We start from the raw sequence: 25,906 nt of genomic DNA, 5'->3' as shown, positions 1-25,906 counted from the left end.
CCACGCGTTACTCACCCGTCCGCCGCTGACACCCGAAAGTGCCCGCTCGACTTGCATGTGTTAAGCCTGCCGCCAGCGTTCGCTCTGAGCCAGGATCAAACTCTCACGTTGAAGAGATTGATCTGGCCGATCACGTAATTCTCAGACGGAGCCTCACAATCGATCCCGCAGCGCTTCACAGCGCGACGAAATCGGTGAGCTCAAAAAGAGAAACACGACGATCGGCACTAGTCTCTCACTTGCCAGGGCACGAAGCCCCAGCCGCAAGGACAAACGCCGTCCGCGTCTCCCTTCCTCAAATCCAACAATGTCAAAGACCCGCGGCACCGGCAGAACCGGTATCGCTGCAGACGATACGTCGATCCGGGCCGAGACCCCGATCCACCGCTTGTCCGACTAGGAGAACCGTGATACTGGCCAGACCATCCGGTCGGCCGCCTCAGCGGTGGAGGGCGTTTAGAGCCCGCCGATCTCCCTGTCAACCCCGTTGTTCAGCCCGCGGAAGCGGAGAAGACCTCAGGGTCGGCATCGAACAAAAACAGCAGACCGCCCGGCAAACCCGCCGGCCAATCGCCGATCCTGTTAGAAGATGCTTCAGCGCCCGGGCCACTTCCGCGGCCGGCGCCGATGGACAGCTCTATAGGCAGGTGAACCGGGGGCGTCAACCGGTTTGTTGCGGTGCGATCGTGGGCCTGTGTGAATCCGGAAAACCAGCGCGCAGCGCTCAGTAGCCCTTCTTCACCTGGGCCAGCGCACGGCCGAGGCCCTGCGCGATGCGCGCGCGCTCGTCCGGATCGGCATCGCGCGCGACCAGAGCCTGCTGGCGCCGCGACACCAGGGTGAGTCGCTGGAGCCCGTACTCGTCGTCCTCGACCGTCACGATCTTGGTCCAGAGCGGATTGAACCGCCATTCGTGCCGCTCGCCCGTGTAGCTGACCCGGGCGAGCAGGATCTCGATCTGCGAGATCATCACCTCCTCGAAGGAGCGGCCGCGCCGGAAGCTGACCTTCAACGCCGCGTAGATCGCCAGCATGTCGAGGCCGAAGAACCCGGCCACCGGCCAGAACCCCATCCGCCAGGCCCAGACCGAGACGGTGAGCGAGACCAGGCAGCAACCGGTCATCACGATGCGGAAGCCGAGACGGCTCAGGGATTGATGCGGCCGGATGGTGGCGGAGAAAACCGGCCGGTCGATCGTGTCCGGGTCGAGCCCGTGCGGATGGACGGAAGGATTGCCGGTCGCCATGCGATCCATATAACGCGCCGATGCCCGCCAGAAAGCCTCCGCCCTCGGTTAACAGCCCCCCTCGACGGCGTGCCGCAGGCGGGACCGCGAAGGCCGCGGCGTCCGGGCGTCTCGGCGGACGGATCGGCCCGGCCCAGACCGCCCGAATCGAGACCGCGCCGGAGGCGGTCGATCCGGCGACGCTCACCGAGATCTTCCGGCGCTTCCACGCGGCAGAGCCGGAGCCGAAGGGCGAGCTGCAGTACGTCAACCCATTCACCCTCCTGGTCGCCGTGGTCCTGTCGGCGCAGGCGACCGATCGCGGCGTCAACCTCGCCACCGGCCCGCTCTTCGCGGTGGCCGACACACCCGAGAAGATGCTGGCGCTCGGCGAGGAGACGGTCCGCGGCTTCATCCGCACGATCGGGCTGTTCAACACCAAGGCGAGGAACGTCATCGCGCTCTCGCGCATCCTGGTCGAGCAGCATGGCGGCGCGGTGCCGGCGAGCCTCGAGGCGCTGCAGGTGCTGCCCGGGGTCGGGGCCAAGACGGCGAGCGTCGTGCTGAACGTCGCCTTCCAGGTGCCGCGGATCGCGGTCGACACCCATATCTTCCGGGTCTCGAATCGGATCCCGCTGTTCGTCGGAGGCACGACCGACAAGGTCCAGGCCGGGCTGGAGGCGATCGTGCCGGAGCCCTACCGGCTGCATGCCCATCACTGGCTGATCCTGCACGGCCGCTACACCTGCAAGGCGCGCAAGCCCGAATGCCCGCGCTGCCTCATCGCCGATCTCTGCCGATACCCGTCGAAGACCGCCGCGTGACGGCGTGATGGGTGGGGCCCGCAGGCGGTCGGCGGCACGTCCGGGCCCGCGCCCGCAATCCCGCCCTGCGGGCCAACGCGTTGTGCTGGAACCCCGGTTCGGCTAGTTTGAACGGCAGTAGCCGGGCCCTCGGGCAGAGGCCGTCCGGCTGCCCGACCTCAGCATCCGGTCGCCGCGCCGCGGATTCCTCCCAATCGTCGCGCATCAGGAGCCTCGGCCCATGGACTTCCTCAAACCACGGTACACGCCTATGAACCGCCGCCGTCGCATCTACGAGGGCAAGGCGAAGGTCCTCTACGAGGGGCCCGAGCCCGGGACGCTCATCCAGCACTTCAAGGATGACGCCACGGCCTTCAACGCGAAGAAGCACGAGATCATCGACGGCAAGGGCGTGCTGAACAACCGGATCTCGGAATTCGTGTTCCAGCACCTCAACGACATCGGCGTGCCGACGCACTTCATCCGCCGGCTGAACATGCGCGAGCAGCTGATCCGGGAGGTCGAGATCATCCCGCTCGAGGTGGTGGTGCGCAACGTCGCGGCGGGCTCGCTGGCGACCCGGCTGGGCCTGGAGGAAGGCACCCAGCTGCCGCGCTCGATCATCGAGTTCTACTACAAGAACGACGCGCTCAACGACCCGATGGTGTCGGAGGAGCACATCACCGCGTTCGGCTGGGCGACGCCCCAGGAGATCGACGACATCATGGCGCTGGCGATCCGCGTCAACGACTTCTTGTCGGGCCTCTTCCTCGGCGTCGGCATCCGGCTCGTGGACTTCAAGATCGAGACCGGCCGCCTGTGGGAAGGCGACATGATGCGCATCGTCGTGGCCGACGAGATCTCCCCGGATTCGTGCCGGCTGTGGGACATCAAGTCCTCGGACAAGCTCGACAAGGACCGGTTCCGCAAGGATCTGGGCGGCCTGATCGAGGCCTATACGGAAGTCGCCAAGCGGCTCGGGATCATGTCGGAGAACGAGAAGGTCCAGGGCGGCGGCCCGCGCCTCGTCCAGTAGGCCGCGCCTCGCGCCTCGCCCGACCCGGAAGCCGGCGGCCACCTTTCGGGGCGATGCTCTAGGCGGGCGGGCGTCGCACCGGTGCCGGACCCGCTTCCGGAAACCCCGCGCGCAGGCGTGCGTGGGTCGAGAGATCCGGGTCGAAGCCCGGGTGATAATGGGGGTCCTGCACCAGCAGCGGCCCCCATCGCTTTTTGAGCGCCGCGATCTCGCGCTCGTGGCGGGCGCGGGCCTCCCGGGTCCAGCGGCGGCTCGCCGATTCGCGGTGATGCAGCACCGCCCCGGGCACCAGCAGCGTATGGTGACCGGCCGCGTTCAGGCGCAGGCACAGGTCGACATCGTTGAAATCGACCGCGAAATCCGCATCGTCGAAGCCGCCGACCGACCGGAATTTTCGGGTCTCGACCATCAGGCAGGCGGCGGTGACCGCGGACACCGCGTGGGTCGCGCGCAGGCCCGCGAGGTAGCCCGGAGCGTCCCCCGGGAAGTGGCGATGCGCGTGCGTGACCAAGCCGCCGGTGCCCAGCACGATGCCGCCGTGCTGGATCCGACCCTCGCCGTCGAGGAGCCGGGCGCCGACCGCGCCGATCTCCGGGCGCAGGGCCTCCCGGGCCATCCGGGCGAGCCAATCCGGCCGGAACGCCTCGACGTCGTTGTTGACGAAGACCAGCAGCGCACCGCGGGCGCGGGCGGCGGCGGCATTGTTCATCGCGGCGAAGTTGAACGGCCCGGGACAGGGCACGACGCCCCCCCTCCCCTCACGCTCGAGGTTTTGCAGGAAGGCCAGCGTCTCGGGCTCGCGGCTGTCGTTATCGCAGACCAGGATCTCGAGGTTCGGCCAGTCGGTGCAGGCCGCGAGGCTGTCGAGGCAGGGGCGGAGCAGGTCGAGCCGGTCGCGGGTCGGCACGATGACGCTCACCAGGGGTCGCGGATCGGGCAAAGGATGCTCGACCTGCAGGAGGCCGTGCCCATCGACGACGATGCGGCTCGCGGTCTGGCCCGACCGGTCGAGGTGGCGGCGCAGGGCGTCGCGATGGCGGTGCCGCCCCCCCTCCCCTGCCGGCGACACGGTGTCGGCCGGGTCGCCGCGCCGGATCGCGAGGATCTCGGGCAGGTGGCCGATCGTGCGGGCGCCGTACCGCTCGGCGATCTGGAACGCGGCGTCGGCGGGCCCGCTCGGCTGCGTCTCCGGCGCCAGGGCTCCCGGACGGCAGGCCAGCAGGGGCTCGAGATAATCGACCGCGGCCAGGAGGTCGGTGTCGAAGACCGGCGGGAGCAGCGGCCGCACCGGGCCGCGCGCGCGGTCCTGAATCAGCGCGTCGCCGTAGACCGCCTGGAGTTCGGGATCGGCCGCGAAGGCGGCGGCGATGCGCGCGGCCGCGCCCGGGACGAGGACGCCGTCGCCGAACACCCGGATGGCGTCGCGCGGCGGGGCCGGCGCGGGCGGGAAGCGATCGAGGATGCCCGCCGGGAGCGCGAGCCGGTGGTCGATCCCGACCAGAGCCGCCAGCTTCTGGCGCGCGCGCAGGCGTCGACCCTGGAGCCGCGCGAGCAGGATCTCTCCCGTCGCCCGGGGGCGGCCGAGAAGATGGCGCAGCGCAGCGAGCATCGCGCGGCCGGGGCGGCGCGGGATGCCGAGATGCAGCGTCTCCGCAAGCTCCGGCGCAGGCCGTTTCATGGCCGCCGCATCATTCGAGATCCTCGCCGAAGGTCGTGAGCGACAGGGCGGGATGGTAATACGGATCGTGGCGGATCACATCGCGCCAGCGCTCGGAGAACCGGGCGGCCTCCTGCTCGAAACGGGCGCGCTTGGCCCCGACCGACGGCCCCCGGCTGACGGATTCGAGATGGGCCAGGGTGGCGGACGGGGTCCAGATCGTCTTCCAGCCGGCGGCGCCCAGCCGCAGGCAGAAATCGACATCGTTGAAATCCACCGGGAAGGATTCGGCGTCGAAGCCGCCGACCGCCAGGTATTTGTCGCGCGATACGGCGAGGCAGGCGGCGGTCACCGCCGAGACCTCGTGGGCCACGCGCAGGCGGCCGAGATGGCCCGGCGTATCCCCGGGACGGCGGCGCAGGATATGGCCGGCGCGCCCGCCGAGGCCGACCACCACCCCGGCATGCTGCAGGGTACCGTCCGCGTAGAGGAGCTTTGCGCCGACGGCCCCGACTTCCGGGCGGCCGGCCTGGCGGACCATCGCGTCGAGCCAGCCGGGGTCCAGAACCGCCACATCGTTGTTGAGCAGCACCACGATCGCGCCGGTCGCGGCGGCGACGCCGTCATTGACCATGGCGGCGAAGTTGAAGGGTCGCGGGTCGATCAGGATCCGGACCCGCGGGTCCCGGCGCAGCTCGTCGTAATGGGCCAGCACGGCCGGATCGGTGGAGCCGTTATCGACGATGATCAGCTCGAGATCGGCATAGGCGGTCTCGTGCAGCACGCCGCGGCAGACCCGCTCGATCAGGTCGAGGCGGTCGCGCGACGGGATCACGATGCTGGCCCTCGGGGCGGGGCTCGGCAGCGGCCAGTCGAGCTGGATCGCGCCGTTGCGGAAGGCGGCCCGGACCGGGGCGGCCAGCCCCTCGAGGCGGGCAGCGAGCGCCCGCGCGCGCGCCGGCGGATCGAGGACATCGCTTGTCGTGCGGGCGAGGACGCGCGGGACATGGGTGCCGCGCGCGCCGGCAACGATCGCCGCGGCCTCGATCGCCAGGACCGCCTCGGCCATGGATCCGAGCGGCCGGGGCGGCAGCCGGTCGAGCAACGTGCGCGCGAACAGGGCCGCGCGGCTCGCGTAGCCGGTGGCGAGGGCGAGATCCGGGCTCCAATCCGGCTTGAGCCGCGGCCGGTCGTCGGGGCCGAGTTCGTCGCCGTAGGCGAGATCCGCCCCCGCCAGGGCCGGCGCCAGCAGGGCGAGCGCGTCGGGGGTCGGGATGTCGCCGGCCCGGAGCAGGCACAGGGCGTCGCCCCCGGCGATCAGGTCGGCCGCGGTGGCGCGATCATCCCAGATTTGATGCGCGGCCCGGGGATCCGGCGATGCGGGGCGGGCATCCTCCCAGGCGACGCCGATGCTATGGGTCGGGTGGCCCTGCACGGCCAGCGCGTCGAGGGTCGCGGCGAGCGCCGCCGCCTCGCCGGATCGGGTCAGGACGAGGCAGCGGATCCGCAGATCGGTCGGAACGGCGCGGACCGGGCGGTCCCGCGATGCCGCCCAGGACCGGTACTGCGTCAGCGGCGTCACCGCGCAGGCCCCGCGCAGCGTATCGCGGTAGCGCCGCTCGGACCCGCGCGCGCGTTCGTAGAGCGCCGAGACGAACCGCCCGGGCCGGCGCAAAAGGCATTGGGCGAGCACGGAGACCTCGCGCCGAGCCCCGACCCGCTCCAGCGCGAAGCCGGGGCCGGCCGACAGGCGGATCTCCCGGGTATCCGGGGGGATCAGGCCGAGCCAGTGGGCGTAGCCGTGCGCGGCGCCCGGCAGGACGAAATCCTGCGGCACGCCGTCGGCCCCGCGCAGGACCCGCAGGATCGGCCGGCGGGGCACGGCCCCCGGATCGCCGGCATAGCTCAGCACGATCCAGCCGGCCGGGTTGTCGGGCAGGACGAGGCGGCGATCGAAGACGGCATCGTCGGCCGACTCCAGCCGGAAGCGCGTCGCGCGGCCGAGCCAGGGCGCGCCGTGTCCGGCTTTCCCCGTCAGCGCGATCGGATCGACAAGACGCGCCGCGGCATCACTGGGCAGCGTCGCCTCCGCTGGCGGGCTCCGCGGCGACCGCCGGCTTCTTGCGCCGCGGCTTCGCGGCGGCCTTGCCGCCGGCGGTCCTGCCGCTGCCGACGCCGACGGTGATGTCGTAATCCTCGGCCGCGGCCGGCGGGACCGTGAGCTCCTCGGCCACGATGGTGGCGAAACCCTGCGCCTCGCCCGGGCCGACGACCACGCTGGAATGCTCGACGCGGCTCGCGAGCACCTTGCCCTCGTGGCGGATCTGGATCGTCACCGGCACGTCGAACCGGCCGGGGGCGCCCTTCGGGCCGAGCAGGACATTGGCCTCGACCCCGACCTTGACGGTGACCGAGCCGTCCTGGCGCCGGGTGCATTCCCGGGCGAGACGGCCGACCGAGAACTGGGTCCGCACGTCGCTTCCGGCGAGGATGCGATAGGCCGCGCCGTTCTCGGCCACCTCGACCGGGGGGCAATAGGGCGGATCGAGGCTCTGGGCCTGCGACGGCGGCACGGTCGTGCCGCCGAACTTGAACAGGTTGGAGAGGACGTTGCCCTCCTCCGCACGAGCCGGGCCCGCGGCCAGCGAACCCGCGAGGATCAGGCCGCACAGGCCCAGAAACAGGTCACGACCTCCGATCATCGCGCGGCTCCCGAGCGGCATCGTCATTTCAAGCTGTCGAACCCGGCCGCGAAGCCTTTCATCGAAAGCGGAATGCCGACGCCTTCCTCGGGCGTCTGGAACACGATGAAGGTCGCCTGCGTGCCGCCCTTGAACTGGCGGATCAAGCCGTCATCCATCACCACCTCGGCCACGCAACCGGTGGTGAGGCAGCGCACGAAGCCGGCCCGGCCGACATCGGTCTGGTCGATCTTCAGGCCGAGGCCGGAGGGAAGGAGCACGCCCAGCGGCGCCACCACGCGCAGCAGATAGCCGCGGTTGTCAGCGGTCTTCAGGACGATCACCACCAGGGTGAGGTTGGGGCGATCCTCCGCGGCCAGATACTGCACGAGCGCGCATTGCTCGGCCTTGGCGCCGGCCGGCGTCTCGCAGCGCAGCTGCCAGTCGTCGAAGGTCTTGCGCACCATGCCCTGGGCGGCGGCCGGCCCGGCGGAGGCGAGCCCCAGGGCGGACAGGGCGAGGGATACCGGCAGCGCGACGCGCCGGACCACGCGCCGAAAACGATCGAGCCTCGCGTGAAGCGGCACCACCGAACCCTTCGGAACGCCACCGCCGAGGACCGGCGGGGCCGTAAAATCGCGGGTGTTCCGACCATGGTCAGCCCCGCGCTGTCAAGCGATGCCGGCTCCAGTGTTGCCCCTGGGCGCTACCCGGGGGTTGCAGAACGACCTAAATGAAGGTCGCTTTTCCTCCAGCGCAGGATCCTGAAGCTGTGATGCGCCTGTTCGCCCTCTCGGCCGCCTGCTTGCTGGCCACCCTCGCGCAGGCCGGGGCGCAGTCGCTTCCGGTCTCCGAGACCACCTACGTGGAACGCTCCCTCAACCGCTCCGACACGCTGGTCGTCGAGCATCCGCCGGTGGCGGTGAACCCGTATGGCCGCCGCAACGGTCAGGCCGCGATCGCCGGCTATTGCCGCGAGGGCGGCCTGGTGCGGCGCCGCGACGCCTTCGGCAACCCGGTGATCATCCGCCAGCGCGAGGTCTGCGACAGCGTGGCCCCGCGCACGCTCGAGCCGGGCCATGTCGATCCGCGACCGGCCTGGCCAGCCGAGACCGTCACCCGCCAGAAGGTTCTGCGCGCCAAGGGCTGAGGCCCGATCAGCCGTAGCGGTGCAGGCTGGTGCCGTTGCGCTTCAGCCACGCCTCGGCCGCGTCGACGTTCGGGCACAGGCCGCGCAGCAGCGCCCAGTAGCGGGCGGAGTGGTTCATCTCGCGCAGATGCGCCATCTCGTGGGCGACGAGGTAATCCAACACCATCGGGGGCGCCAGGATCAGGCGCCACGAGAAGTTCAGCTCGCCCCGGGCCGTGCAGGAGCCCCAGCGGCTGCGTGTGTCCCGCAGGGTAATGCGCGCCGGCCTCTGGCCGAGCAGCGGCGCGTAGCGCTCCACGGCCTCGAGGAGGTCCCGCCGCGCCTCCCGGGTCAGGTAGTCCCGGATCCGGCGCGGGACATGCGCGGAATCGCAGGAAACCGAGAGCACCGGATCCCCCTCCCCCGCCTCGACGCGCACCGTCCCGCTGCGGGTGTCGCGCAGTTGCACGCGATGCGGCTCTCCGCGCACGGGCAGGATCGCGTCCGGGACGAACAGGACCCGCTCGGGCACGCGCGCCAGCCGCGCCGCGATCCAGCCGGCATGGCTGGTGGCGAAACGCTGGGCCGTGTTCACCGCGGTGCGGCTCGGCAGGGTGATCACGACCTCGCCGGTGGCGGCCGAGACCCGCAGGGTGATCCGGCGCGCGGTCGGCCGCCGACGCAGCGCGATCTGGAAGCTGGCTCCCTCGTGCTGGACCTCGAGGTGGCCGGGATCGGGGCGACGCAGCAGCGCGAACGACATGGTTCCGTTCTAGCCGGCCCCGGACCGGGGCTCCAGATCCCGTCGCCGGGAATCGCTCCGGTTGGCCCGTGCTGGCCGGTGTGTGCGGCGCGGCTGCGTCAGCCCGCGAGCGCCCGGGTCCAGATCTCGGTGTCGGGCATGACGAGGAGCGCGGCCGCGGCGAGCGCGATCCCGTAGGGGATGCCGGTCTTGGCGTCGTGAAGATGCAGCGCGAAGGGCAGCCGGGCGACGCGCATCGGCAACGGGTAGGCGCGCGCGGCCAGGATCGCCAGCGTCAGGGCGCCGCCGAAGATGGAGGCGACCAGGAGATAATCGCCCAGGCCCTCGAAGCCGAGCCAGAGCGCGGTGGCGGCGGCGAGCTTCGCGTCGCCACCGCCGATCACCCCGAAAGCGAACAGCGTGAAGGTTCCGGCAAGGACGGCGGCGCCAGCCCCGAGATGGAGGCCGATCTCGGACCAGCTCATCGGCCCGGTCAGGGCGAGCAGCGCGAAACCCGCCACCAGAGCCAACGAGATCCGGTTCGGGATCAGCATCGTCAGCAGGTCGCTCGCGGCCGCGTAGGCCATCAGGAACGGGAACAGCACCATGAGGCCGAAGCCCGCCGTGCCGAGGCTCGCGATCGCCGATCCTGCGCCAACCATCTCGGGTCCAACCCTATCCATGCCTGCCCGGTACGCGGCTCGGGATCGAGGCCGCCGCCGAACGGCGAATCCGGCCGGCCGAGGCTCCCTCGCGCCACGCGACGGAGCCTCGGACCTGCCGCAGATCCTGACCGCTCGGACGTCGATTACTGGGTGGCGGTCAGGTTGCCGGAGATGGCGCTGAACTTGGCGGACAGCGAGGTGCCGACGGTCTTCAGCGCGCCGATGATCACGACGGCGATCAGGGCGGCGATCATGCCGTACTCGATCGCGGTGGCGCCGGACTCGTCCGAGGCGAAGCGCGAGAACAGGGTCTTCATAGGAGGCGATCCTTCGAACAAGAACTTGTAACGTGAAGCTTGTGAGATGACCGACGAAGATTTCTACGTCCCGATCGGCGGCCGCTGCAGACTGTTCGATACGCCTTGAAAATCGGTTAAATCACGCCTCGATCAAAGTTCGCGCCGGTCCGTCTGCGAGCTTAGTGAAGGATCAGTTTCGCCGCCGCTTGACATGCCGCGGCATTACTCATGCTTAGCGGTTCCTTCATCGATCCCGCGCTAGCGCTACAGCTTCAGGCGCCGCCTCGCGCGGGCGCCGGTCGCTTCCGAGAACCGCCCGATGCGCCGCACCCTGTCGAATGGGGCCCGAGCTGGCCTCGTCCTCCTGCTGACGGGCGCGTCGGTCGCGGCTGCCCAGCCGGAGCCGCTGCCGATCGTCACCGTGCTGGTGGACAACGCCAAGGTGATCCGCCTGCCGGAGAAGACCGCGACCGTCATCGTCGGCAACCCGATCATCGCCGAGGTTACGCCGCAGAAGAACGGCGTGCTCGTGCTCACCGGCAAGAGCTTCGGCTCGACCAACCTGATCGCGCTCGATACCGGCGGCAGCCTGATCGCCGAGACGATGATCCGGGTCGAGGCGTCGCGGGATACGACCATCACGGTCCAGCGCGGGCTCGACCGGGAATCGCTCTCCTGCACGCCGAATTGCCAGCCGGCGGTGCAGCTCGGCGATTCGGCGAATTATTTCGGGACGACCAGCGGCCAGGCCGATGCCCGGCGCAGGCTGGCCACCGGCGGCGGCGCCGGCGCGCCCCAGGCCGCCGAGCATTGACGGCACCGAACGCGACACCGCGCGGATCCTGAGGCAAGATCCGCCCCGGCGCGGCCCCGACGCGATCCGGCCGGATCCTGCGGCGCGCCGTCAGCGAGGTCCCCGCCGATGCCCGGCATCACGCACAATCCGCCGCCGCCCGCCGTCGATCCCGACCTGCTCGCCGCATTCCAGGACGTCGCCACGGCGACGATCAGCGATTGCCTCGACCGGATGCCGGTCCTGCTCGGGCTGCGTGCCTTCCACCGGCGGAGCCGGCTGCTCGGCACGGCCTTCACGGTACAGGTGCGGGCCGGCGACAACCTCGCGATCCACCAAGCGCTGGAGCAGGCCCGTCGCGGAGACGTGATCGTGGTCGATGGCGGCAGCGATACGAGCCGGGCGCTGGTGGGCGACGTGATGAAGGCGATCGCGGAGAGCCGGGGCGTAGCCGGCTTTGTGGTGGACGGGGCCGTGCGCGACACCGACGCCTTCGCCGAGTCGGACTTCCCCTGCTACGCCCGCGCCGCGATCCCGAGGGGCCCGTTCAAGACCGGGCCCGGCGCCACGAACCTTCCGGTGTCCATCGGCGGCTGGACCGTGAACCCGGGCGACGTGGTCGTGGGCGATGCGGACGGCGTCGTGACCTTCCCGCCCGCGCTCGCGCCCGGTTTGATCGAGGCCGTGCATGCGCAGGTGGCCCGGGAAAACGAGGTGCTCGCGCAGATCCGGGCGGGCCGGTACGACGGCCGCTACGCCCGGGAGGCGAAGGGCTGAGGATCCGCCCTCACGCCTTGCGCGCGCGACGTCTCCTGTGGACGATGGCGCATGGAGTCCCAGACCCTCACCTACGCCATCGGCGACGTGCATGGCCGCGCCGACCTGCTGGATACGTTGCTGGAGCGGATCGCCGCCCATGCCGGGGAGCGCGCCCACCGCCTGGTCTTCCTGGGCGACTATGTCGACCGCGGCCCCGACAGCGCCGCGGTGCTGCGCACCATCAGCCGCCTGAGCTGGGCCGAGCCCGAGCGCGTCACCTGCCTGATGGGCAACCACGAGCGCATGCTGCTCGACGCGCTCCTGTCGCCGGATGCGGCCCGGCACTGGCTCTATTGCGGCGGCGACGCCACGCTCGACTCGTTCGGGGCGCGGGATCTCACCGGCCTGCCGCGCGACACCCTCGACTGGATCGAGGGGCTGCCGACCCTGCACGGGGACGCGGCACGCTGGTACGTCCATGCCGGCCTGCGTCCCGGCACCGCGGCGCCGGATTCGGACGTTCATGACCGCCTGTGGATCCGCGAGCCGTTCCTCGAGGGGGATCACGATTTCGGCCGGCACGTGGTCCACGGCCACACGCCCCAGCGCAGCGGCCGTCCGGAGGTGCGCCCCTTCCGGACGAATCTCGACACCGCCGCGGTCTATGGCGGCGCGCTCACCGCCGGCGTCTTCTCCGAGGCGCAGGGGCCGGCGCTAGACTTCCTGTCGGTACGCGCGGCCTGAATTCCGGGCCGGCTACGACGCGATCTTCTGGCGCACCGCGATATCGGGGCTCGACGCGCCGCAAGTCGGCAGACTCTCGACCGGACCGTGGACCGCCGACGTGCTCGACGAGAGGTCGTGGTAGCAGATGCAGCCTTCGGCGAAATAATGGTGCACCAGCGCCTTGCGCGAATGGCGCAGGTCGTTGCGGGCCGATCCGCCGTGCAGGAGATTGGCGTGCCAGAACAGCACGTCGCCCTTGCGGGCCAGGAAGTGCTGCGGCTGGGCGCCGTGATCGGCGATCTCGCGCTTGATCGCGGGCTCGTAGCGCTCCGCATAGGCCGCGTAGCCGCGCTCGCGGAAATCGTCGGTCGAGATGCCGACGTCGTGGCTGAACAGGTACGGCAGGCGGTGGGTGCCCGGATAATAGACCAGCGGCCCGCAATCGGCGTGGATGTCCTCCATGGCGATCCAGCAGGCCGCGAGATAGCCGAGCGGATACGTGGTCATGTGGATCGAATCCGAGTGCTCGGATTGCTGGCTGCCCTTGTGCGAGGCGATGGTCTGGAACGGGATCGCCGGGCGCCCCAGAACCATGCTGCTGAAATTGACCAGCACCGGGTGCTTGAGCAGCTGGTCGAGCTCCTCGACCTTCAGGTGCGGGTTGAGGTAGCGGCCCGGATGGGGATCGTCCTCAGCGGCCTTCTCGGGCGCCAGGGTCAGGTCGCCCCGGGCGATCGCGGCCTCGTAGGCGGCCCAGGCCTCGTCGATCGTGTCGGGGTCGATCGCCCCGCGGGCGACGTAGTAGCCATGCTCGGCCCAGTAGCGGCAGATCTCGGCCTGCTTGGCGGTGATCTCACCCCGGGCGACGCGCCGCGCGATCGTTTCCAGCGCATCGGGTCGGTCGAGCCACGGGCTCGGTCCCGATTCCGGAAAGTTCTCGGCGCGGAAGACCTTGATGCAGCCGATATCGACCGGGATGTCGGCGTCGACCGCGTAGGATCGGGGCGGCGGCAATACGGGGGCGACCGGCAGCGCCTCGTCGCGTCCGAAGGTGAGGTTGCGCGCCGCGGTACCCCAGCTGCGCGCGAGCGTCTTCACCCGCGAGAGTCCGTTCGCCACGTTCCGCCCCCTGGTCCTCATCCCGTGCGGAGCGAAGGGAGCGGGGGAATGCGGTGTTCCTAAGGCACATCACGATGGCGTGACATGCGTCCCGCCTCCGTTGTTACCCAGCGTGATGGGGCTCGCGCCGACCGGGAATCAGGGCGCCGATCGCCCCCAGGAGCCAGCCGCCCATCAGGGCGAAGCCGCCGATGGGGGCGGCCATCGGGAAGAGCGGCTGCTGCAGCCAGGTCCGCACCGAGAGGTCGCCGCAGAACAGGATCAGGCCGAGCACGAGCAGCCCGGCCGCGCCGCGAGCGAGCGCCGGCCGCGCCAGACCGAGGCGGCCGAGACCCGTGAGCCCCAGGATCGCCGGAGCGTGGAACAGCAGGAACTGGGCCGCGGTCTTGAGCGAATCCGCGCCAGGAATATGGGCCGCCGCCGCGCTGAGCGCGACGCCGAGCAGCCCGGCCAGGCAGGCCAGCGCCACGAGCGCCCGGTCGAGTCCCGAGACCCTCATGCGCCGCGCTCGACCAGCAGCCTGGCGATCGCCGCGCGAAGCTCCGGCACGCCGAGATCGTCGCGGCTGGAGGTGAGGATGACCTGCGGGAAGGCCGCCGGCCGCTTGGCCAGCCCCGCCTGGATACCGGCGATCCGGCTCTCGATCTCGCCCTTCTTCAGGGAGTCGCCCTTGGTGAGCACCACCTGATAGCTCACCGCGGCCTTGTCGAGCCCGTCGAGCACGTCGGTGTCGATCGACTTGAAGCCGTGGCGGGCGTCGATCAGCATGAACACCCGGGCGAGGTTGGCCCGGCCCTTCAGGTAGGCGTGGATCAGCTTGGTCCAGGCTTCGACCTTGGCCTTCTCCACCGCCGCGTAGCCGTAGCCCGGCATGTCCACGAGGGAGAGGCGATCGCCGATCCGGAAGAAGTTGAGCTGCTGGGTCCGCCCCGGCGTGTGGGAGGTGCGCGCCAGGGTGTTGCGGCCGGTCAGCGCGTTGATCAGGCTCGACTTGCCGACATTCGAGCGCCCCGCGAACGCGATCTCGACGCCCTCCATGGGCGGGATGCGCTCAAGGACCTGGGCAGCCGCGTAGAAGTCGGCCGCGCCGGCAAACAGGAGGCGGCCGGCCTCCAGGAGGTCGGCCGCGTCGTCGTTGGTCTCGGTCACGACTTTCCTTGTCAGCCCTTGGTGGCCGCCGCCTTGGTGCCGCCGCGCCGGAACGTGGTCCGCAGGTTGTCCCACAGCTCCACCTTCACGCCGTTGCGACGCATGATGACGTATTGCTGGATCACCGACAGGGTGTTGTTCCAGGCCCAGTAGATCACCAGGCCGGCGGGGAACGAGCCCAGCATGAAGGTGAACACGATCGGCATGAAGGTGAAGATCTGCGCCTGGACCGGGTCCGGCGGCGCGGGGTTCATCTTCATCTGCACGAACATGGTCACGCCCATGATCAGCGGCCAGACGCCGAGATGGACGAAATCCGGCGCCGGGAAGGGCAGCAGGCCGAACAGGTTGAGGATGCTCGTCGGATCCGGCGCCGCGAGATCGTGGATCCAGCCGAAGAACGGCGCGTGGCGCATCTCGATGGTGATGAACAGGACCTTGTAGAGCGCGAAGAAGACCGGGATCTGGATCAGCACCGGCCAGCAGCCGGCGACCGGATTGATCTTCTCCTTCTTGTACAGCTCCATCGTGGCCTGCTGCTGCTTCAGGCGATCGTCCTTGTAGCGCTCCCGGATGGCGGCCATCTCGGGCTGCACGGCCTTCATCTTGGCCATGGACACGTAGGAGCGGTTGGCGATCGGCAGGAACAGCAGCTTCAGGCAGAAGGTGACCACCAGGATCGAGACGCCGAAATTGCCGAACAGGTGGAAGAAGAAGTCCAGCGCCCGGAACATCGGCTTGGTGATGAAGAAGAACCAGCCCCAATCGATCATCAGATCGAAGTGCTTGATGCCGAGGTCCTTCTCGTAGTTGTTGATCAGGTTCACTTCCTTGGCGCCGGCGAACAGGCGCTGGGTCGTGGTGGCCGAGGCGCCGGCTTCCAGGTTCACGGCATCGCCGCGGATGCTCGCCTGGTAGACGTTGGTGGCGCCGTCGGTGCGGTCGGTGAAGGCGCCGGTATAGGGCGCGTTCTGGTCGCCGGGCATCACGGCCGCGGCCCAGTACTTGTCGGTGATGCCGACGAAGCCGCCGCTCACGCCGTTCCAGGCACGGCCCTTGGTGTTGGCGCCGCCATAGGCGCCCTCCTTGGCGAGCTTGTCGTAGGTGAATTCCTGCAGGCCCTCGTTGCCGAGATAGCCGATCATGCCCTCATGCAGGACGTAGTAGCCCTGGGTGTGCGGCTTACCCCAGCGGGAGACGAGGCTGTACGGGTAGAGCGTCACCGCGCCCGAGCCCTTGTTCTCGACCTCCTCGCGGACGGTGAACATGTACTTGTCGTCGACCGCGATGATGCGCTTGAAGACGAGGCCGGCGCCGTTGTCCCAGGTCAGGGTCACGGGCATGCCGGGGGAGAGCGTCTTGCCGTCGCTGGTCCAGAGGGTCTCGCTGCCGGGCAGCGGCCCGGCATTGGCGCCGACCCAGCCGAACTCGGCGTAGTACGGCGCCTCGCTGCCGGCCGGGGAGAACAGCACGATCTCCGGGCTCTTCGGGTCCACGGTCTCGTGGTAGTTCTTCAGCGACACGTCGTCGACGCGGCCGCCCTTGAGGGCGATCGAGCCGCTGAGCGCCGGGGTCTCGATGCGGATGCGCGGCGAGCGGGCGAGCGCGGCCTCGCGGGAGACCGGGCCGCCCTGGCCGGGAACCGTGCCGGGCACCGGCGCGGCCGGGCCGCCCTCCTTGGGCGAGGGCGACGGCACGCCCTCCGGGGTCACGCCCGGCGGCTGCTGCTGTTGCTGCGCGGCCTTGTTCTGCGCCTCAATCAGGCGCTGCTGCTCCACCCGGGGGCCGGCCACGAAGTACTGCCAGCCGAGCAGCACCAGCAGCGACAGGCCGATGGCCACGAACATGTTCGTCTTGTCATTGCCCATCGGGGACACCGCCGCACGCGTTCGGAGTGGCAACAGGAGCGGCACCGACCCGATCGGGCCCGCGCGCATCCGTGATTCGGGAGTCTCTGGCATCACCCGGCGACGGGTCGCGACCCGATGCGCCGGAGGATGCAGGCTGCGCGGGCGCCCGGCCCGCATCGCGCTGGAGAGGTGTGGTCTTGGACGGCCGGCCGCCAGACTTGCTGCCAGACTTGCCGCCGGATCTCGCACCGGGCGGCCGCGGCGTGGCCGGTCGCGTCACGGTCGGGATGGCGCGGCGCAGATCCTCGGCCAGGGTCTCGAAGGGCGCAGTCAGGGCCGGACGCCGGGCGATCAGCACGATGTCGGCGGGCAGCCCGGCTACTTCGCCCGGGAGATCGGGCGCGACAAGGCTCACGGCCGCGCGCAGGCGCCGCCGGATGCGGTTGCGCTCGACCGCATGGCCGACGCGCTTCGTGATGGTGAAGCCGAGCCTCAGCCCGTCCGCGGCCTGCGGATCACGCAGGCGGCCCTGGGCGGTCATGCGCTCGGTATGGAAGCGGCGCCCCTCGGCTGTCGCCAGGAAGTCGGGCCGCTTCTTCAGCCGCTCGATCGTCGCCATCGATGGTTCGATCCCGGCCGATCTCATCCTGTGTGCTGCATGACGCGTTCGGAAAACCGGGTTTCACGTTTCCGCGTCATGCTCACGCCTCGCAGCGCGGCTGCCTGAGCAAGGCCGCGCCGGCGAGGATCCGCCGGCTCAGGCCGACAGGCGCTTGCGACCGTGGGCGCGACGGCGCGCGATCACCTTGCGACCACCCGCGGTGGCCATGCGCGCACGGAAACCGTGACGACGCTTACGGACGAGCTTGCTCGGCTGGTAGGTTCTCTTCATGGCACAGAGCCTTCAAAGGTCGAGGCGCGCTCGCGGGCGGCTGATGCCGCACCCGACCTTCACGCGTCCTGGTTGTCTGCAAACACGAAGGGCGCCCATGCGGGGCGCCACGTCGCGAGTGGCGGGCTTATGGCGGATGGGTCCCGCGAAGTCAACGTTTCGTGGACGTCAATGACCCTCGAACTGCATCAGGGCGCGCACTTCGACGCCCATGTCGCGCAGGCGCTGCGCCCCGCCGATATCGGGCAGGTCGATCACGAAGCAGGCCGCCACGATCTCGGCGCCGATCTGCCGGAGCAGGTTCACGGCCGCCGTGGCGGTCCCGCCGGTGGCGATCAGGTCGTCGACCAGCAGCACCTTGTCGCCGGGCTTCACGGCGTCGACATGGATCTCGATCTCGTCGGTGCCGTACTCAAGGGCGTAGGCCATCGAGACGGTCTTGTGGGGCAGCTTGCCCTTCTTGCGGATCGGCACGAAGCCGCAGGACAGCTGGTGCGCGATGGCGCCACCCAGGATGAAGCCCCGCGCCTCGATGCCGGCGACCTGGTCGATTCGCCCGCCGGCATAGGGATGGACCAGCGCGTCCACCGCCCGCCGGAAGGCGCGCGGGTCGCTGAGCAGCGTGGTGATGTCGCGGAAGATGATGCCGGGCTTCGGGTAATCGGGAATCGAGCGAATCGAATCCTTCAGCGCGACGTGGCGGCGGGCTTCCATGGGTTCGGGCCTTCCGTGGGGGACGGCGCGCTTAAAGCAGATGCCCCGGTCCCTGACCAGTTTCGCGGGCTCTTGCGGCGATCAGGCCGCCTGCACCTTCTTGAGCAGGGCGAGCAGCTCCCGGTGCAGCACCTCGTTGCCGCAGGCCACCGAGCGGGCGGCGAGCGGCTCGGCCGCCCCGTCCGCCGAGGTGACGTAGCCGCCGGATTCGCGCACCAGGATGACGCCCGCGGCGAAATCGTAGGTCTGGAGGTCGCGCTCCCAGTAGCCGTCGAGGCGGCCGCAGGCGACGTAGGCGAGGTCGAGGGCCGCCGAGCCCATCCGCCTTGTGCCCCCGGCCACAGCCATCACGGCACCCAGCTCGCGCAGCAGGCGCGGATGGCTGCCGCGACCGAGATAGGGCGTGCCGTAGCCGACCAGCGCGTCGGCCATGTCCTGCCGGCCCGAGACCCGCAGGCGGCGGTTGTTGAGATAGGCGCCCTTGCCGCGCTCGGCGACGAACAGCTCGTCCTTGATCGGATCGAAGATCACGCCGGCCACGATCTGGCCCTCGCGCTCGAGCCCGACCGAGATCGCGAAATGCGGCACGCCGTGCAGGAAGTTCGAGGTGCCGTCGAGCGGGTCGACGTGCCAGGTGTGGCTCTTGTCGGTGCCCTCGATGATGCCGTTCTCCTCCAGCACCAGGCTGTAGCCGGGACGGGCCTTCATCAGGGCGTCGCGCAGGGTCTCCTCGGCCTTCCGGTCCGCGGCCGAGACGAAGTCGCCCGGCCCCTTCCGCGAGACCTGAAGGTTCTCGACCTCGCCGAAATCGCGGCGCAGGCCGCGGGCGGCCTTGCGCACGGCGTCGACCATCACGGTCATGAGCGGAGAGGAGATCATTGGTCCGGGACTTTTCGGGGAATGGAGGTTGGCGCCGTGGTTACAGGCCGGCGCCGGAAAAGACGAGCCTGCCCGAGAATGGGCAAGGTTAGCGGATTGTGGCGGGGGCTTCCGACACAGGCGGAGCGAAGCTGACGCGCGCCATCCCCTCCCCCCTGCGGGGGCGGGCGGCCCCTGCGACAGCAGAGGTCGGGAGAGGGGAACCCGGCGCCCGGAAGAGCGGCGTGGGCGTGACGGCGCAGCCTCATTCTCCACTGCCGCTCCCCTTCCCCGCAGAGGGGGCGGAGCGGCGCGCGAGGCCGGCCGCAGCAAACCTACTCGGCCGCCTCGACGAACACCGTCCCGGCGCGCGGCAGGTCCAGGGTTTCCCAGGTCTCGGCCAGCGCCGCGGCGAGGCGGGCGATATGGGCCGCGTCGTGGAACGGCGACGGGGTGATGCGCAGGCGCTCGGTGCCGCGCGGGACCGTCGGGTAATTGATCGGCTGGATGTAGATCGCGTGGCGCTCCAGCAGGTGGTCGGCGGCCGCCTTGCACAGCTCGGCGTCCCCGACCATCACCGGCACGATATGCGTCTCGGTCTCCAGAACCGGCAGGCCGGCCTCGGTCAGCGCCGCCTTGGTGGCGGCGGCCTGGGCCTGGTGCGCCTCGCGCTCGGTATTCGAGCGCTTGAGATAGCGGACCGAGGCCCGGGCGGCCGCGGCCACCGCCGGCGGCAGCGCGGTGGTGAAGATGAAGCCGGGGGCGAAGCTGCGCACCGCGTCGCAGATCGCAGCCGAGGCGGTGATGTAGCCGCCGACGCAGCCGAAGCCCTTGGCGAGCGTCCCCTCGATCACGTCGACCCGGTGCATCACGCCGTCGCGCTCGGAGATGCCGCCGCCGCGGGGCCCGTAGAGGCCGACCGCGTGGACCTCGTCCAGGTAGGTCATCGCCCCGTAGGTGTCGGCGAGGTCGCAGATCTTGCCGATCGGCGCGATGTCGCCGTCCATCGAGTAGACCGACTCGAACACGATCAGCTTCGGCCGGTCGCCGGCGGCGCGGAGCAGCTCCTCGAGGTGCTGCAGATCGTTGTGGCGGAAGATCTTCTTGTCGCAGCCGGAATGGCGGACGCCCTCGATCATCGAGTTGTGGTTGAAGGCGTCGGACAGGATCAGGCAGTTCGGGATCAGCTTGGCGATCGTCGAGATGCCGGCCTGGTTCGAGACGTAGCCCGAGGTGAAGACGAGGCCGGCCTCCTTGCCGTGCAGGTCGGCGAGCTCGCGCTCGAGATCGACGAGCGGCGAGTTGTTGCCGGCGATGTTGCGCGTGCCGCCCGCGCCGACGCCGCAGCGCGCGGCGGTGTCGGTCATCGCGGAGACGACCTCCCTGTGCTGGCCCATGCCGAGATAATCGTTGGAGCACCACACGGTGATCTCGGTGGTCTTGCCGTCGGGCTTACGCCACTTGGCGGTCGGGAACCGGCCGGAGATCCGCTCGATATCGGCGAAGACACGGTAGCGCCGCTCGCCATGGAGCTGGTCCAGGGCACCCCGGAAATACCGCTCGTAGCCAGAGCCGGCGCGCGTCGAGCCCGCTTGGGCGAGCATCGTGCTGGGCATCCGGGTGACGGTCATCGAGCGTCCTTCGCGTGTTCGGCCGTGCGGGCGGTGCCGGCACGGCACCCAAGTCCCGCGATCGAGGTACGGCCTCGGTCCAGTCCTTCGCGTGAGAGGCGCAAGATACGCGCGGATCTGGAACTGGTTCAAGGTAAGGTTCCGACATCTCTGCCCTGCGCCCGTTGAGAGGCCAGGACGAACCCGCTAGCCTCGCGGCCGCTCGCGACCCACCCGAACACGGCTCCAGATCCTTGAGCATCCCCTCGTCTTGCTGCCGAATGGCCTGCCCCGGTGCGGGATCGCGCACCTCAAGCCTGCGGCGACGAAGGGTCGCGCGATGAGCGAGACCAAGGATGCCCGCGCCGAGCGCCTGAAGGCGGCGCTTCGCGAGAATCTGCGGCGGCGCAAGGCCCAGGGTCGCGGCCGCGCCGAAACGGGGCCGTCGCCCGGGGCGGGCGAGTCCGAACCCAGCGAAACCGATTCTCGCGGTCCAGATTCCGACAAAACCGGTCTATAGGGGACGGCCAAGCCTGGGCGCCGCGGCGTCCACCAGGAGAACGGCCGGCCGCGCGCCAGGGAGGTGCGCCGCCCGAGGACACACGATGGACCGCATTCACATCACCGGCGGCGCGCCTCTCAACGGCGTGATCCCGATCTCGGGCGCCAAGAACGCGGCGCTGCCGCTGATGATCGCGAGCCTGCTCACCGGCGAGACGCTGGAGCTGATCAACGTCCCCCGCCTCGCCGACATCTCGGCGCTGACGCGGATCCTGGGCAATCACGGCGTCGACCACATGGTCGTCGGCAAGCGTCCCGGGCAGACCACCGAGACCGGCCAGACGATCCGCCTCACCGCCTCGAACGTCATCGACACCACCGCGCCCTACGACCTGGTCTCGACCATGCGGGCCAGCTTCTGGGTGGTGGCGCCCCTGCTCGCGCGCTTCGGCGAGGCCAAGGTCTCGCTGCCGGGCGGCTGCGCGATCGGGACCCGGCCGGTGGACCTGCTGATCATGGCCCTGGAGAAGCTCGGGGCCGAGATCGAGATCGACGCCGGCTACGTGGTCGCCCGCACCAAGAACGGCCTGCGCGGGGCCGAGGTGAATTTCCCCAAGGTCACGGTCGGCGGCACGCATGTGGCCCTGATGGCGGCCTCGCTGGCCTACGGCACCACGGTGATCGAGAACGCCGCCCGGGAGCCCGAGGTGGTCGATCTAGCCGAATGCCTGAACAAGATGGGCGCCAAGATCCGCGGCGCCGGCACGCCCCGGATCGAGATCGAGGGCGTCGCCCGGCTGAACGGCGCGCGTCACGAGGTGCTGCCCGACCGGATCGAGACCGGCACCTACGCCATGGCGGTGGCGATGACCGGCGGCGACGTGATCCTCAAGGACACCCGGGCCGAATTGCTGCATTCGGCGCTCGACGTGCTGTCGACCACGGGGGCCGAGATCAGCCAGGTCGAGGGCGGGATCCGGGTCCGCCGCAACGGCGGCGGGATCGCGGCGGTGGACGTGACCACCGACCCGTTCCCGGGCTTCCCCACCGACCTCCAGGCGCAGTTCATGGCGCTGATGACGCTCGCCAAGGGCCAGTCGCATATCCGCGAGACGATCTTCGAGAACCGGTTCATGCACGTGCAGGAGCTGGCCCGCCTCGGCGCGAAGATCCGGCTCGAGGGCGACCTCGCCATCGTCGAGGGCGTCGAGCGCCTCAAGGGCGCGCCCGTGATGGCGACCGACCTGCGCGCTTCGGTCTCCCTGGTGATCGCCGGCCTCGCCGCCGAGGGCGAGACCCAGATCAACCGGGTCTATCACCTCGACCGCGGCTTCGAGGCGCTGGAAGCCAAGCTCGGGCGCTGTGGGGCACAGATCGAGCGGGTGCGGGCCTGAAGCAAATCTGATTTCGGTTGAACGACGTCTCGCCAGCTTGGAAATCCTTGTTCCCAATACGGGAACAGGCTAATGGCGTTACGTGTGAACGTCGTGGCGCGCTCTGCCCTCGTGGCTTTCTGGACGCGGTATCCCCGATCGGAGGTGCCGCTGCGGGCTTGGTATAGTCAGGTCACGAAAGCTACCTGGGCAGGCCCGGCCGATATCAAGCGCCTGTTCGGCAACACAGTAGATTTCATTGGCGACAACCGAATCATCTTCGATATCGGCGGCAATAAGTATCGATTGATCGCCCGAGTGTCCTACACATACAAAGCGTGCCAGATAAAATTTGTCGGCACGCACGCCGAATATGATGCCGTTGATCCGCTCACGGTGGAGATCGGATGATGCAGATCGAAACGGAAGCCGTTCGAGAGACGGATTCGGTTAGGGGTGTCAGGCCAATTCGCACGGCCGACGATCACCGTTGGGCGCTTGCGGAAGTCGATCGCTACTTTGCCAAGGAGCCCGCCGTCGGGACCCCGGACGGTGACCGGTTCGAGGTTCTCCTCACGCTGATCGCGGCCTACGAAGAGCGGGTCTTTCCAATCGCAGCGGCTGATCCGGTCGAGATCCTGCACGCCGCCATCACAGACATGGGCCGGTCGCAGGCGGAGCTGGCCCGTCTTCTCGGCTCGCGGGCGCGCGCCTCGGAGATCCTGAGCCGGAAACGGCCCCTGAACCTCGCGCAGATCCGCGCCATCAGCGAGGCCTGGCACCTGCCGATCGCGCTGCTGGCGGCGCCGTATCGTCTCGCGCACGACGCCGCCTGAGACGCCTCAGCCGCCGATCTGCCCGCGCTTGTACCCGAAACCGGGTATCTCGCAGCCGCAGGGCGCGTTGTACGGGGCGGGACGGGTCGGGCAATCGCCTCGGGCCGTGACGCAGATGCTGCCGTTGCGCCAGCGCCGGTCGTAGCGCGGCCGATCCCAATCGTCGTCCGGGGGCGGCGGGGGCGGGGGCGGGCGCCGACGCGGCCGGTCGTAATCGTCGTAGGGCGGCGGTGGCGGGGGCGGAGGCCGGCGGGGCCAATCGTCGTCCGGCGGCGGCGGGGGTGGCGGCCGACGGCGGCGGTCGTACTCGAAGCGGTCCGGCCCGGGGCGGCCGTAGATGTAGACATCCGCGTCCGGGCCAACCTGCGCGCGCACCGGGACGGGGATCAGCTGTGCCAGGGTCAGGGCGGCCAGGGCCGCGAGCGGGATCCGTTTCACCATCGTCGTCCTGCCTCGAATCGTCGCCTCTTCGTCCGGCCGCCCGTCTCGACGGAGCCCGGTCGGCCTTCTTTTGGGCGCGCTCGCTTGCGCCGAACCGGTGTCCGCTCCGGCGGCGAGCGCACGAGCGTGAATCGGATGAACCGCCGCCGAGACGGCGATCCCGGCCCCAGCCGTTGCCCGCGCCGGGTCTGACCGCTACCTACGGCCTGCCGCGAAGCCGCCGCCGTCGCACTCCGCCCGCGCCCCGCTATCCCCGAGGATCCTTTCATGGAGCTGCTCAAGCTCGCCGCCCTCGATACCGAGGACCTGACCGTGATCTCCGCGCACCTCCAGGACGCGATCCTGCGCCCGGAGGATCTGACCTACCTGGCGGGCGAGCAGCGCTTCCTGATGGTCGTGCGGCGCTTCGACTGGACCCCGGACGTCCCGCCCCGCCGGCGCCTGGCCGGGGTGCATTTCGAGCGCGTCCTGCGGGTGAAGACCCGCGGCCTGGCACCGGGCGACGCGATGCCGATGAGCCTGCTCGCCCTGACCTTCGAGGCGACCGACGCGCCGTCCGGCCATATCGACATGGTGTTCTCCGGCGGCGCCGCGGTCCGCCTGGAGGTCGAGTGCATCGAGGTCCGGATGAAGGATCTCGGCCCGGTCTGGGAGGCGGTCGCCCGCCCCGGCCACGCGATCGATCCCGAGATCGACGCCATCCCCGCCCCCGGCCCGGCGGCCTGAGACAGACGAAAGACATCCGATGGTCCGGCTCGACAGCCAAGCTCCGAACTTCGCCGCCGACTTCGCGCGGCTGCTCACCGCCAAGCGCGAGATCGCCGAGGATGTCGACGAGGCGGTCCGCGGCATCATCCACGAGGTCGTGACCCGCGGCGACGCCGCCCTGGTCGAGTTCACCCGGCGCTTCGACCGGCTGGGTGCGGAGTTTTCCGCCGACGCGCTGCGGATCACAGAGGCCGAGATCGACGCGGCCGTGGCGGCCTGCCCGGCCGAGGCGCTAGACGCCCTACGCCTGGCCGCGGAGCGTATCGAGGCGTTCCACGCGCAGCAGAAGCCGCAGGATTACCGGGCGACGGACGCACTCGGCGTGACCTCCGGCTGGCGCTGGACGGCGCTGGAATCGGTCGGCCTCTACGTGCCGGGCGGGACGGCGAGCTACCCCTCCTCGGTGCTGATGAACGCCGTGCCGGCCCGGGTCGCGGGGGTGCCGCGGATCGTCATGGTGGTGCCGACGCCCGACAACACCCTCAACCCCCTGGTGCTCGCCGCCGCCCGCCTCTCCGGGGTCCACGAGGTCTACCGGGTCGGCGGCGCCCAGGCGGTCGCGGCCCTGGCCTACGGCACCGCCAGCATCGCGCCGGTGGCGAAGGTGGTCGGCCCGGGCAATGCCTGGGTGGCGGCGGCCAAGCGCCGGGTGTTCGGCCAGGTCGGGATCGACATGATCGCCGGCCCGTCCGAGGTGCTGATCCTGGCCGACGGCCACGCCAATCCGGACTGGATCGCCGCCGACCTCCTGGCCCAGGCCGAGCACGACACCGCCGCCCAATCGGTGCTGATCACCGACAGCGCCGCGCTGGCCGAGGCGGCGGAGGCCGCCGTCGAGCGCGCGCTCACCACCCTGCCCCGGGCCGAGATCGCCCGGGCGAGCTGGCGCGATTACGGCGCGATCATCCGGGTGCGGGATTTCGACGAGGCGGTGCCGCTGGTCGACCGGCTCGCCCCCGAGCACCTGGAGATCGAGACCCAGGATGCCGAGGCGCTCGCGGGCAAGATCCGCAACGCCGGGGCGATCTTCCTGGGGTCGCACACCCCGGAGGCGATCGGCGACTATGTCGGCGGCCCGAACCACGTGCTGCCCACCGCCCGCTCGGCCCGGTTCTCCTCGGGCCTCGGCGTCCTGGACTTCATGAAGCGGACGACGATTCTGGCCTGCACCCCGGAGAGCTTGCGGGCGCTCGGCCCGGCGGCGATAACGCTCGGCCGGTCGGAGGGTCTTGAGGGTCATGCCCGCTCCGTCGCGATCCGGTTGAACCTGTGAGGGTGTG

Annotated in this window: 30 protein-coding genes and 1 rRNA gene; 12 read left to right on the top strand and 19 right to left on the bottom strand. The window is 70.2% G+C overall.

Features of this window, described 5'->3' with window-relative positions:
• Together BMZ47_RS20285 and BMZ47_RS20280 are read right to left on the bottom strand one after the other, a co-directional pair.
• Positions 1-111 (bottom strand): 16S ribosomal RNA (locus BMZ47_RS20285); the annotation flags it as partial.
• 613 nt (positions 112-724) lie between these two features.
• On the bottom strand, positions 725-1,246 hold the full coding sequence (locus tag BMZ47_RS20280) for a DUF2244 domain-containing protein (RefSeq protein WP_007558071.1): 522 nt from the start codon (positions 1,244-1,246) through the stop codon (positions 725-727).
• A 20-nt stretch (positions 1,247-1,266) separates the two neighbouring features.
• Between BMZ47_RS20280 and nth the strand changes: the two genes are divergently transcribed.
• Both nth and purC read left to right on the top strand, forming a co-directional pair.
• Positions 1,267-2,049 (top strand): endonuclease III, encoded by a 783-nt coding sequence (nth, locus tag BMZ47_RS20275; protein ID WP_244536888.1) that lies wholly within the window; start codon positions 1,267-1,269, stop codon positions 2,047-2,049.
• Between the two features lie 220 nt (positions 2,050-2,269).
• Positions 2,270-3,064 (top strand): phosphoribosylaminoimidazolesuccinocarboxamide synthase, encoded by a 795-nt coding sequence (gene purC / locus BMZ47_RS20270; RefSeq protein WP_007558076.1) that lies wholly within the window; start codon positions 2,270-2,272, stop codon positions 3,062-3,064.
• A 58-nt stretch (positions 3,065-3,122) separates the two neighbouring features.
• On the opposite strand, the gene BMZ47_RS20265 is transcribed toward purC, so the two are convergent.
• The 4 genes from BMZ47_RS20265 to BMZ47_RS20250 all read right to left on the bottom strand — a co-directional run bounded on the left by BMZ47_RS20265 (position 3,123) and on the right by BMZ47_RS20250 (position 7,953).
• Positions 3,123-4,742 carry a glycosyltransferase family 2 protein gene (locus BMZ47_RS20265; RefSeq protein WP_091863952.1) on the bottom strand — a complete coding sequence of 540 codons (1,620 nt, stop codon included), beginning with the start codon at positions 4,740-4,742 and terminating at the stop codon, positions 3,123-3,125.
• 10 nt (positions 4,743-4,752) lie between these two features.
• Positions 4,753-6,633, bottom strand: coding sequence for a glycosyltransferase family 2 protein (locus BMZ47_RS20260; protein ID WP_208601075.1), 1,881 nt, complete (start codon positions 6,631-6,633; stop codon positions 4,753-4,755).
• 157 nt (positions 6,634-6,790) lie between these two features.
• A complete protein-coding gene (locus BMZ47_RS20255; protein ID WP_091863966.1) occupies positions 6,791-7,423 on the bottom strand; it encodes a hypothetical protein in 633 nt (210 codons plus the stop codon).
• A gap of 23 nt (positions 7,424-7,446) precedes the next feature.
• The gene (locus tag BMZ47_RS20250) at positions 7,447-7,953 is read right to left on the bottom strand and encodes an invasion associated locus B family protein (RefSeq protein ID WP_039901894.1); all 507 of its coding nucleotides are present in this window, start codon (positions 7,951-7,953) and stop codon (positions 7,447-7,449) included.
• Between the two features lie 224 nt (positions 7,954-8,177).
• Between BMZ47_RS20250 and BMZ47_RS20245 the strand changes: the two genes are divergently transcribed.
• Positions 8,178-8,552: a hypothetical protein gene (locus BMZ47_RS20245; protein WP_007558085.1), complete on the top strand. Its 375-nt coding sequence runs from the start codon at positions 8,178-8,180 to the stop codon at positions 8,550-8,552.
• A gap of 7 nt (positions 8,553-8,559) precedes the next feature.
• Here the strand turns inward: BMZ47_RS20245 and BMZ47_RS20240 are convergent, their stop codons facing one another.
• From BMZ47_RS20240 to BMZ47_RS20230, 3 genes are all read right to left on the bottom strand, one after another.
• Positions 8,560-9,294 carry a M48 family metallopeptidase gene (locus BMZ47_RS20240; protein WP_091863950.1) on the bottom strand — a complete coding sequence of 245 codons (735 nt, stop codon included), beginning with the start codon at positions 9,292-9,294 and terminating at the stop codon, positions 8,560-8,562.
• Between the two features lie 98 nt (positions 9,295-9,392).
• Complete coding sequence (locus BMZ47_RS20235; RefSeq protein ID WP_091863949.1) at positions 9,393-9,935, bottom strand: A24 family peptidase; 543 nt, start codon at positions 9,933-9,935, stop codon at positions 9,393-9,395.
• A gap of 146 nt (positions 9,936-10,081) precedes the next feature.
• Positions 10,082-10,255 carry a Flp family type IVb pilin gene (locus tag BMZ47_RS20230; RefSeq protein WP_007558091.1) on the bottom strand — a complete coding sequence of 58 codons (174 nt, stop codon included), beginning with the start codon at positions 10,253-10,255 and terminating at the stop codon, positions 10,082-10,084.
• Positions 10,256-10,556: 301 nt separating this feature from the next.
• Here BMZ47_RS20230 and BMZ47_RS20225 point away from each other — a divergent pair, with 301 nt between their 5' ends.
• The 3 genes from BMZ47_RS20225 (at position 10,557) to BMZ47_RS20215 (ending at position 12,533) form a co-directional block, all read left to right on the top strand.
• Entirely contained in the window at positions 10,557-11,051 is a 495-nt protein-coding gene (locus BMZ47_RS20225) for a pilus assembly protein N-terminal domain-containing protein (RefSeq protein WP_007558093.1), read from the top strand.
• 108 nt (positions 11,052-11,159) lie between these two features.
• Positions 11,160-11,807, top strand: a complete 648-nt coding sequence (locus BMZ47_RS20220) for an RraA family protein (RefSeq protein WP_091863948.1) — start codon at positions 11,160-11,162, stop codon at positions 11,805-11,807.
• A 51-nt stretch (positions 11,808-11,858) separates the two neighbouring features.
• On the top strand, positions 11,859-12,533 hold the full coding sequence (locus BMZ47_RS20215; protein ID WP_091863947.1) for a metallophosphoesterase family protein: 675 nt from the start codon (positions 11,859-11,861) through the stop codon (positions 12,531-12,533).
• A gap of 12 nt (positions 12,534-12,545) precedes the next feature.
• On the opposite strand, the gene BMZ47_RS20210 is transcribed toward BMZ47_RS20215, so the two are convergent.
• The 9 genes from BMZ47_RS20210 to hemA form a co-directional block, all read right to left on the bottom strand.
• Positions 12,546-13,634 carry a phytanoyl-CoA dioxygenase family protein gene (locus tag BMZ47_RS20210; protein ID WP_091863946.1) on the bottom strand — a complete coding sequence of 363 codons (1,089 nt, stop codon included), beginning with the start codon at positions 13,632-13,634 and terminating at the stop codon, positions 12,546-12,548.
• 103 nt (positions 13,635-13,737) lie between these two features.
• Positions 13,738-14,133, bottom strand: coding sequence for a DUF423 domain-containing protein (locus tag BMZ47_RS20205; protein WP_091863945.1), 396 nt, complete (start codon positions 14,131-14,133; stop codon positions 13,738-13,740).
• Complete coding sequence (yihA, locus tag BMZ47_RS20200) at positions 14,130-14,783, bottom strand: ribosome biogenesis GTP-binding protein YihA/YsxC (protein ID WP_091863944.1); 654 nt, start codon at positions 14,781-14,783, stop codon at positions 14,130-14,132. Before yihA ends, BMZ47_RS20205 begins: the two co-directional genes overlap by 4 nt.
• An 11-nt stretch (positions 14,784-14,794) precedes the next feature.
• Positions 14,795-16,651, bottom strand: coding sequence for a membrane protein insertase YidC (gene yidC, locus BMZ47_RS20195; RefSeq protein ID WP_091863943.1), 1,857 nt, complete (start codon positions 16,649-16,651; stop codon positions 14,795-14,797).
• Entirely contained in the window at positions 16,641-17,252 is a 612-nt protein-coding gene (gene rnpA, locus BMZ47_RS20190; RefSeq protein ID WP_091863942.1) for a ribonuclease P protein component, read from the bottom strand. The genes yidC and rnpA overlap by 11 nt, the downstream gene beginning before the upstream one ends.
• Positions 17,253-17,390: 138 nt before the next feature.
• The gene (gene rpmH / locus BMZ47_RS20185; protein ID WP_007558110.1) at positions 17,391-17,525 is read right to left on the bottom strand and encodes a 50S ribosomal protein L34; all 135 of its coding nucleotides are present in this window, start codon (positions 17,523-17,525) and stop codon (positions 17,391-17,393) included.
• A 168-nt stretch (positions 17,526-17,693) separates the two neighbouring features.
• A complete protein-coding gene (locus BMZ47_RS20180) occupies positions 17,694-18,239 on the bottom strand; it encodes an adenine phosphoribosyltransferase (protein ID WP_007558111.1) in 546 nt (181 codons plus the stop codon).
• 81 nt (positions 18,240-18,320) lie between these two features.
• Positions 18,321-19,118 carry an inositol monophosphatase family protein gene (locus BMZ47_RS20175; RefSeq protein ID WP_050733962.1) on the bottom strand — a complete coding sequence of 266 codons (798 nt, stop codon included), beginning with the start codon at positions 19,116-19,118 and terminating at the stop codon, positions 18,321-18,323.
• A gap of 314 nt (positions 19,119-19,432) precedes the next feature.
• Positions 19,433-20,701 carry a 5-aminolevulinate synthase gene (hemA, locus tag BMZ47_RS20170; protein ID WP_370881365.1) on the bottom strand — a complete coding sequence of 423 codons (1,269 nt, stop codon included), beginning with the start codon at positions 20,699-20,701 and terminating at the stop codon, positions 19,433-19,435.
• Positions 20,702-21,047: 346 nt separating this feature from the next.
• On the opposite strand from hemA, the gene BMZ47_RS20165 reads away from it, so the two are divergent.
• The 4 genes from BMZ47_RS20165 to BMZ47_RS20150 all read left to right on the top strand — a co-directional run bounded on the left by BMZ47_RS20165 (position 21,048) and on the right by BMZ47_RS20150 (position 23,417).
• On the top strand, positions 21,048-21,227 hold the full coding sequence (locus tag BMZ47_RS20165) for a hypothetical protein (protein WP_007558114.1): 180 nt from the start codon (positions 21,048-21,050) through the stop codon (positions 21,225-21,227).
• Positions 21,228-21,312: 85 nt separating this feature from the next.
• A complete protein-coding gene (murA, locus tag BMZ47_RS20160) occupies positions 21,313-22,602 on the top strand; it encodes a UDP-N-acetylglucosamine 1-carboxyvinyltransferase (protein WP_007558115.1) in 1,290 nt (429 codons plus the stop codon).
• Positions 22,603-22,686: 84 nt separating this feature from the next.
• Entirely contained in the window at positions 22,687-22,992 is a 306-nt protein-coding gene (locus BMZ47_RS20155; protein ID WP_208601076.1) for a type II toxin-antitoxin system HigB family toxin, read from the top strand.
• Entirely contained in the window at positions 22,989-23,417 is a 429-nt protein-coding gene (locus tag BMZ47_RS20150) for a helix-turn-helix domain-containing protein (RefSeq protein ID WP_091863939.1), read from the top strand. Before BMZ47_RS20155 ends, BMZ47_RS20150 begins: the two co-directional genes overlap by 4 nt.
• Positions 23,418-23,423: 6 nt before the next feature.
• On the opposite strand, the gene BMZ47_RS20145 is transcribed toward BMZ47_RS20150, so the two are convergent.
• Positions 23,424-23,858 carry a hypothetical protein gene (locus tag BMZ47_RS20145; protein ID WP_244536887.1) on the bottom strand — a complete coding sequence of 145 codons (435 nt, stop codon included), beginning with the start codon at positions 23,856-23,858 and terminating at the stop codon, positions 23,424-23,426.
• A gap of 267 nt (positions 23,859-24,125) precedes the next feature.
• Here BMZ47_RS20145 and BMZ47_RS20140 point away from each other — a divergent pair, with 267 nt between their 5' ends.
• Entirely contained in the window at positions 24,126-24,584 is a 459-nt protein-coding gene (locus BMZ47_RS20140; RefSeq protein WP_007567957.1) for a DUF2948 family protein, read from the top strand.
• A gap of 19 nt (positions 24,585-24,603) precedes the next feature.
• Entirely contained in the window at positions 24,604-25,899 is a 1,296-nt protein-coding gene (gene hisD / locus BMZ47_RS20135) for a histidinol dehydrogenase (protein WP_050733959.1), read from the top strand.
• Positions 25,900-25,906: the final 7 nt, after the last annotated feature.

Source organism: Methylobacterium brachiatum, from assembly GCF_900113845.1.
GTDB classification, from domain to species: domain Bacteria; phylum Pseudomonadota; class Alphaproteobacteria; order Rhizobiales; family Beijerinckiaceae; genus Methylobacterium; species Methylobacterium brachiatum.
The sequence above is the reverse complement of the archived record's forward strand: the minus strand, read 5'-3'. Positions and strand labels throughout refer to the sequence as shown.

What these genes read in the sequence shown, in the direction of transcription:
- BMZ47_RS20280 (WP_007558071.1), bottom strand. Translation starts at nt 1,246, where the DNA reads ATGGCGACCGGCAATCCTTCCGTCCATCCGCACGGGCTCGACCCGGAC.
- nth (WP_244536888.1), top strand. Translation starts at nt 1,267, where the DNA reads ATGCCCGCCAGAAAGCCTCCGCCCTCGGTTAACAGCCCCCCTCGACGG.
- purC (WP_007558076.1), top strand. Translation starts at nt 2,270, where the DNA reads ATGGACTTCCTCAAACCACGGTACACGCCTATGAACCGCCGCCGTCGC.
- BMZ47_RS20265 (WP_091863952.1), bottom strand. Translation starts at nt 4,742, where the DNA reads ATGAAACGGCCTGCGCCGGAGCTTGCGGAGACGCTGCATCTCGGCATC.
- BMZ47_RS20255 (WP_091863966.1), bottom strand. Translation starts at nt 7,423, where the DNA reads ATGATCGGAGGTCGTGACCTGTTTCTGGGCCTGTGCGGCCTGATCCTC.
- BMZ47_RS20245 (WP_007558085.1), top strand. Translation starts at nt 8,178, where the DNA reads ATGCGCCTGTTCGCCCTCTCGGCCGCCTGCTTGCTGGCCACCCTCGCG.
- BMZ47_RS20240 (WP_091863950.1), bottom strand. Translation starts at nt 9,294, where the DNA reads ATGTCGTTCGCGCTGCTGCGTCGCCCCGATCCCGGCCACCTCGAGGTC.
- BMZ47_RS20235 (WP_091863949.1), bottom strand. Translation starts at nt 9,935, where the DNA reads ATGGTTGGCGCAGGATCGGCGATCGCGAGCCTCGGCACGGCGGGCTTC.
- BMZ47_RS20230 (WP_007558091.1), bottom strand. Translation starts at nt 10,255, where the DNA reads ATGAAGACCCTGTTCTCGCGCTTCGCCTCGGACGAGTCCGGCGCCACC.
- BMZ47_RS20225 (WP_007558093.1), top strand. Translation starts at nt 10,557, where the DNA reads ATGCGCCGCACCCTGTCGAATGGGGCCCGAGCTGGCCTCGTCCTCCTG.
- BMZ47_RS20220 (WP_091863948.1), top strand. Translation starts at nt 11,160, where the DNA reads ATGCCCGGCATCACGCACAATCCGCCGCCGCCCGCCGTCGATCCCGAC.
- BMZ47_RS20215 (WP_091863947.1), top strand. Translation starts at nt 11,859, where the DNA reads ATGGAGTCCCAGACCCTCACCTACGCCATCGGCGACGTGCATGGCCGC.
- BMZ47_RS20205 (WP_091863945.1), bottom strand. Translation starts at nt 14,133, where the DNA reads ATGAGGGTCTCGGGACTCGACCGGGCGCTCGTGGCGCTGGCCTGCCTG.
- yidC (WP_091863943.1), bottom strand. Translation starts at nt 16,651, where the DNA reads ATGGGCAATGACAAGACGAACATGTTCGTGGCCATCGGCCTGTCGCTG.
- rnpA (WP_091863942.1), bottom strand. Translation starts at nt 17,252, where the DNA reads ATGGCGACGATCGAGCGGCTGAAGAAGCGGCCCGACTTCCTGGCGACA.
- rpmH (WP_007558110.1), bottom strand. Translation starts at nt 17,525, where the DNA reads ATGAAGAGAACCTACCAGCCGAGCAAGCTCGTCCGTAAGCGTCGTCAC.
- BMZ47_RS20180 (WP_007558111.1), bottom strand. Translation starts at nt 18,239, where the DNA reads ATGGAAGCCCGCCGCCACGTCGCGCTGAAGGATTCGATTCGCTCGATT.
- BMZ47_RS20175 (WP_050733962.1), bottom strand. Translation starts at nt 19,118, where the DNA reads ATGATCTCCTCTCCGCTCATGACCGTGATGGTCGACGCCGTGCGCAAG.
- hemA (WP_370881365.1), bottom strand. Translation starts at nt 20,701, where the DNA reads ATGCTCGCCCAAGCGGGCTCGACGCGCGCCGGCTCTGGCTACGAGCGG.
- BMZ47_RS20165 (WP_007558114.1), top strand. Translation starts at nt 21,048, where the DNA reads ATGAGCGAGACCAAGGATGCCCGCGCCGAGCGCCTGAAGGCGGCGCTT.
- murA (WP_007558115.1), top strand. Translation starts at nt 21,313, where the DNA reads ATGGACCGCATTCACATCACCGGCGGCGCGCCTCTCAACGGCGTGATC.
- BMZ47_RS20150 (WP_091863939.1), top strand. Translation starts at nt 22,989, where the DNA reads ATGATGCAGATCGAAACGGAAGCCGTTCGAGAGACGGATTCGGTTAGG.
- BMZ47_RS20145 (WP_244536887.1), bottom strand. Translation starts at nt 23,858, where the DNA reads ATGGTGAAACGGATCCCGCTCGCGGCCCTGGCCGCCCTGACCCTGGCA.
- BMZ47_RS20140 (WP_007567957.1), top strand. Translation starts at nt 24,126, where the DNA reads ATGGAGCTGCTCAAGCTCGCCGCCCTCGATACCGAGGACCTGACCGTG.
- hisD (WP_050733959.1), top strand. Translation starts at nt 24,604, where the DNA reads ATGGTCCGGCTCGACAGCCAAGCTCCGAACTTCGCCGCCGACTTCGCG.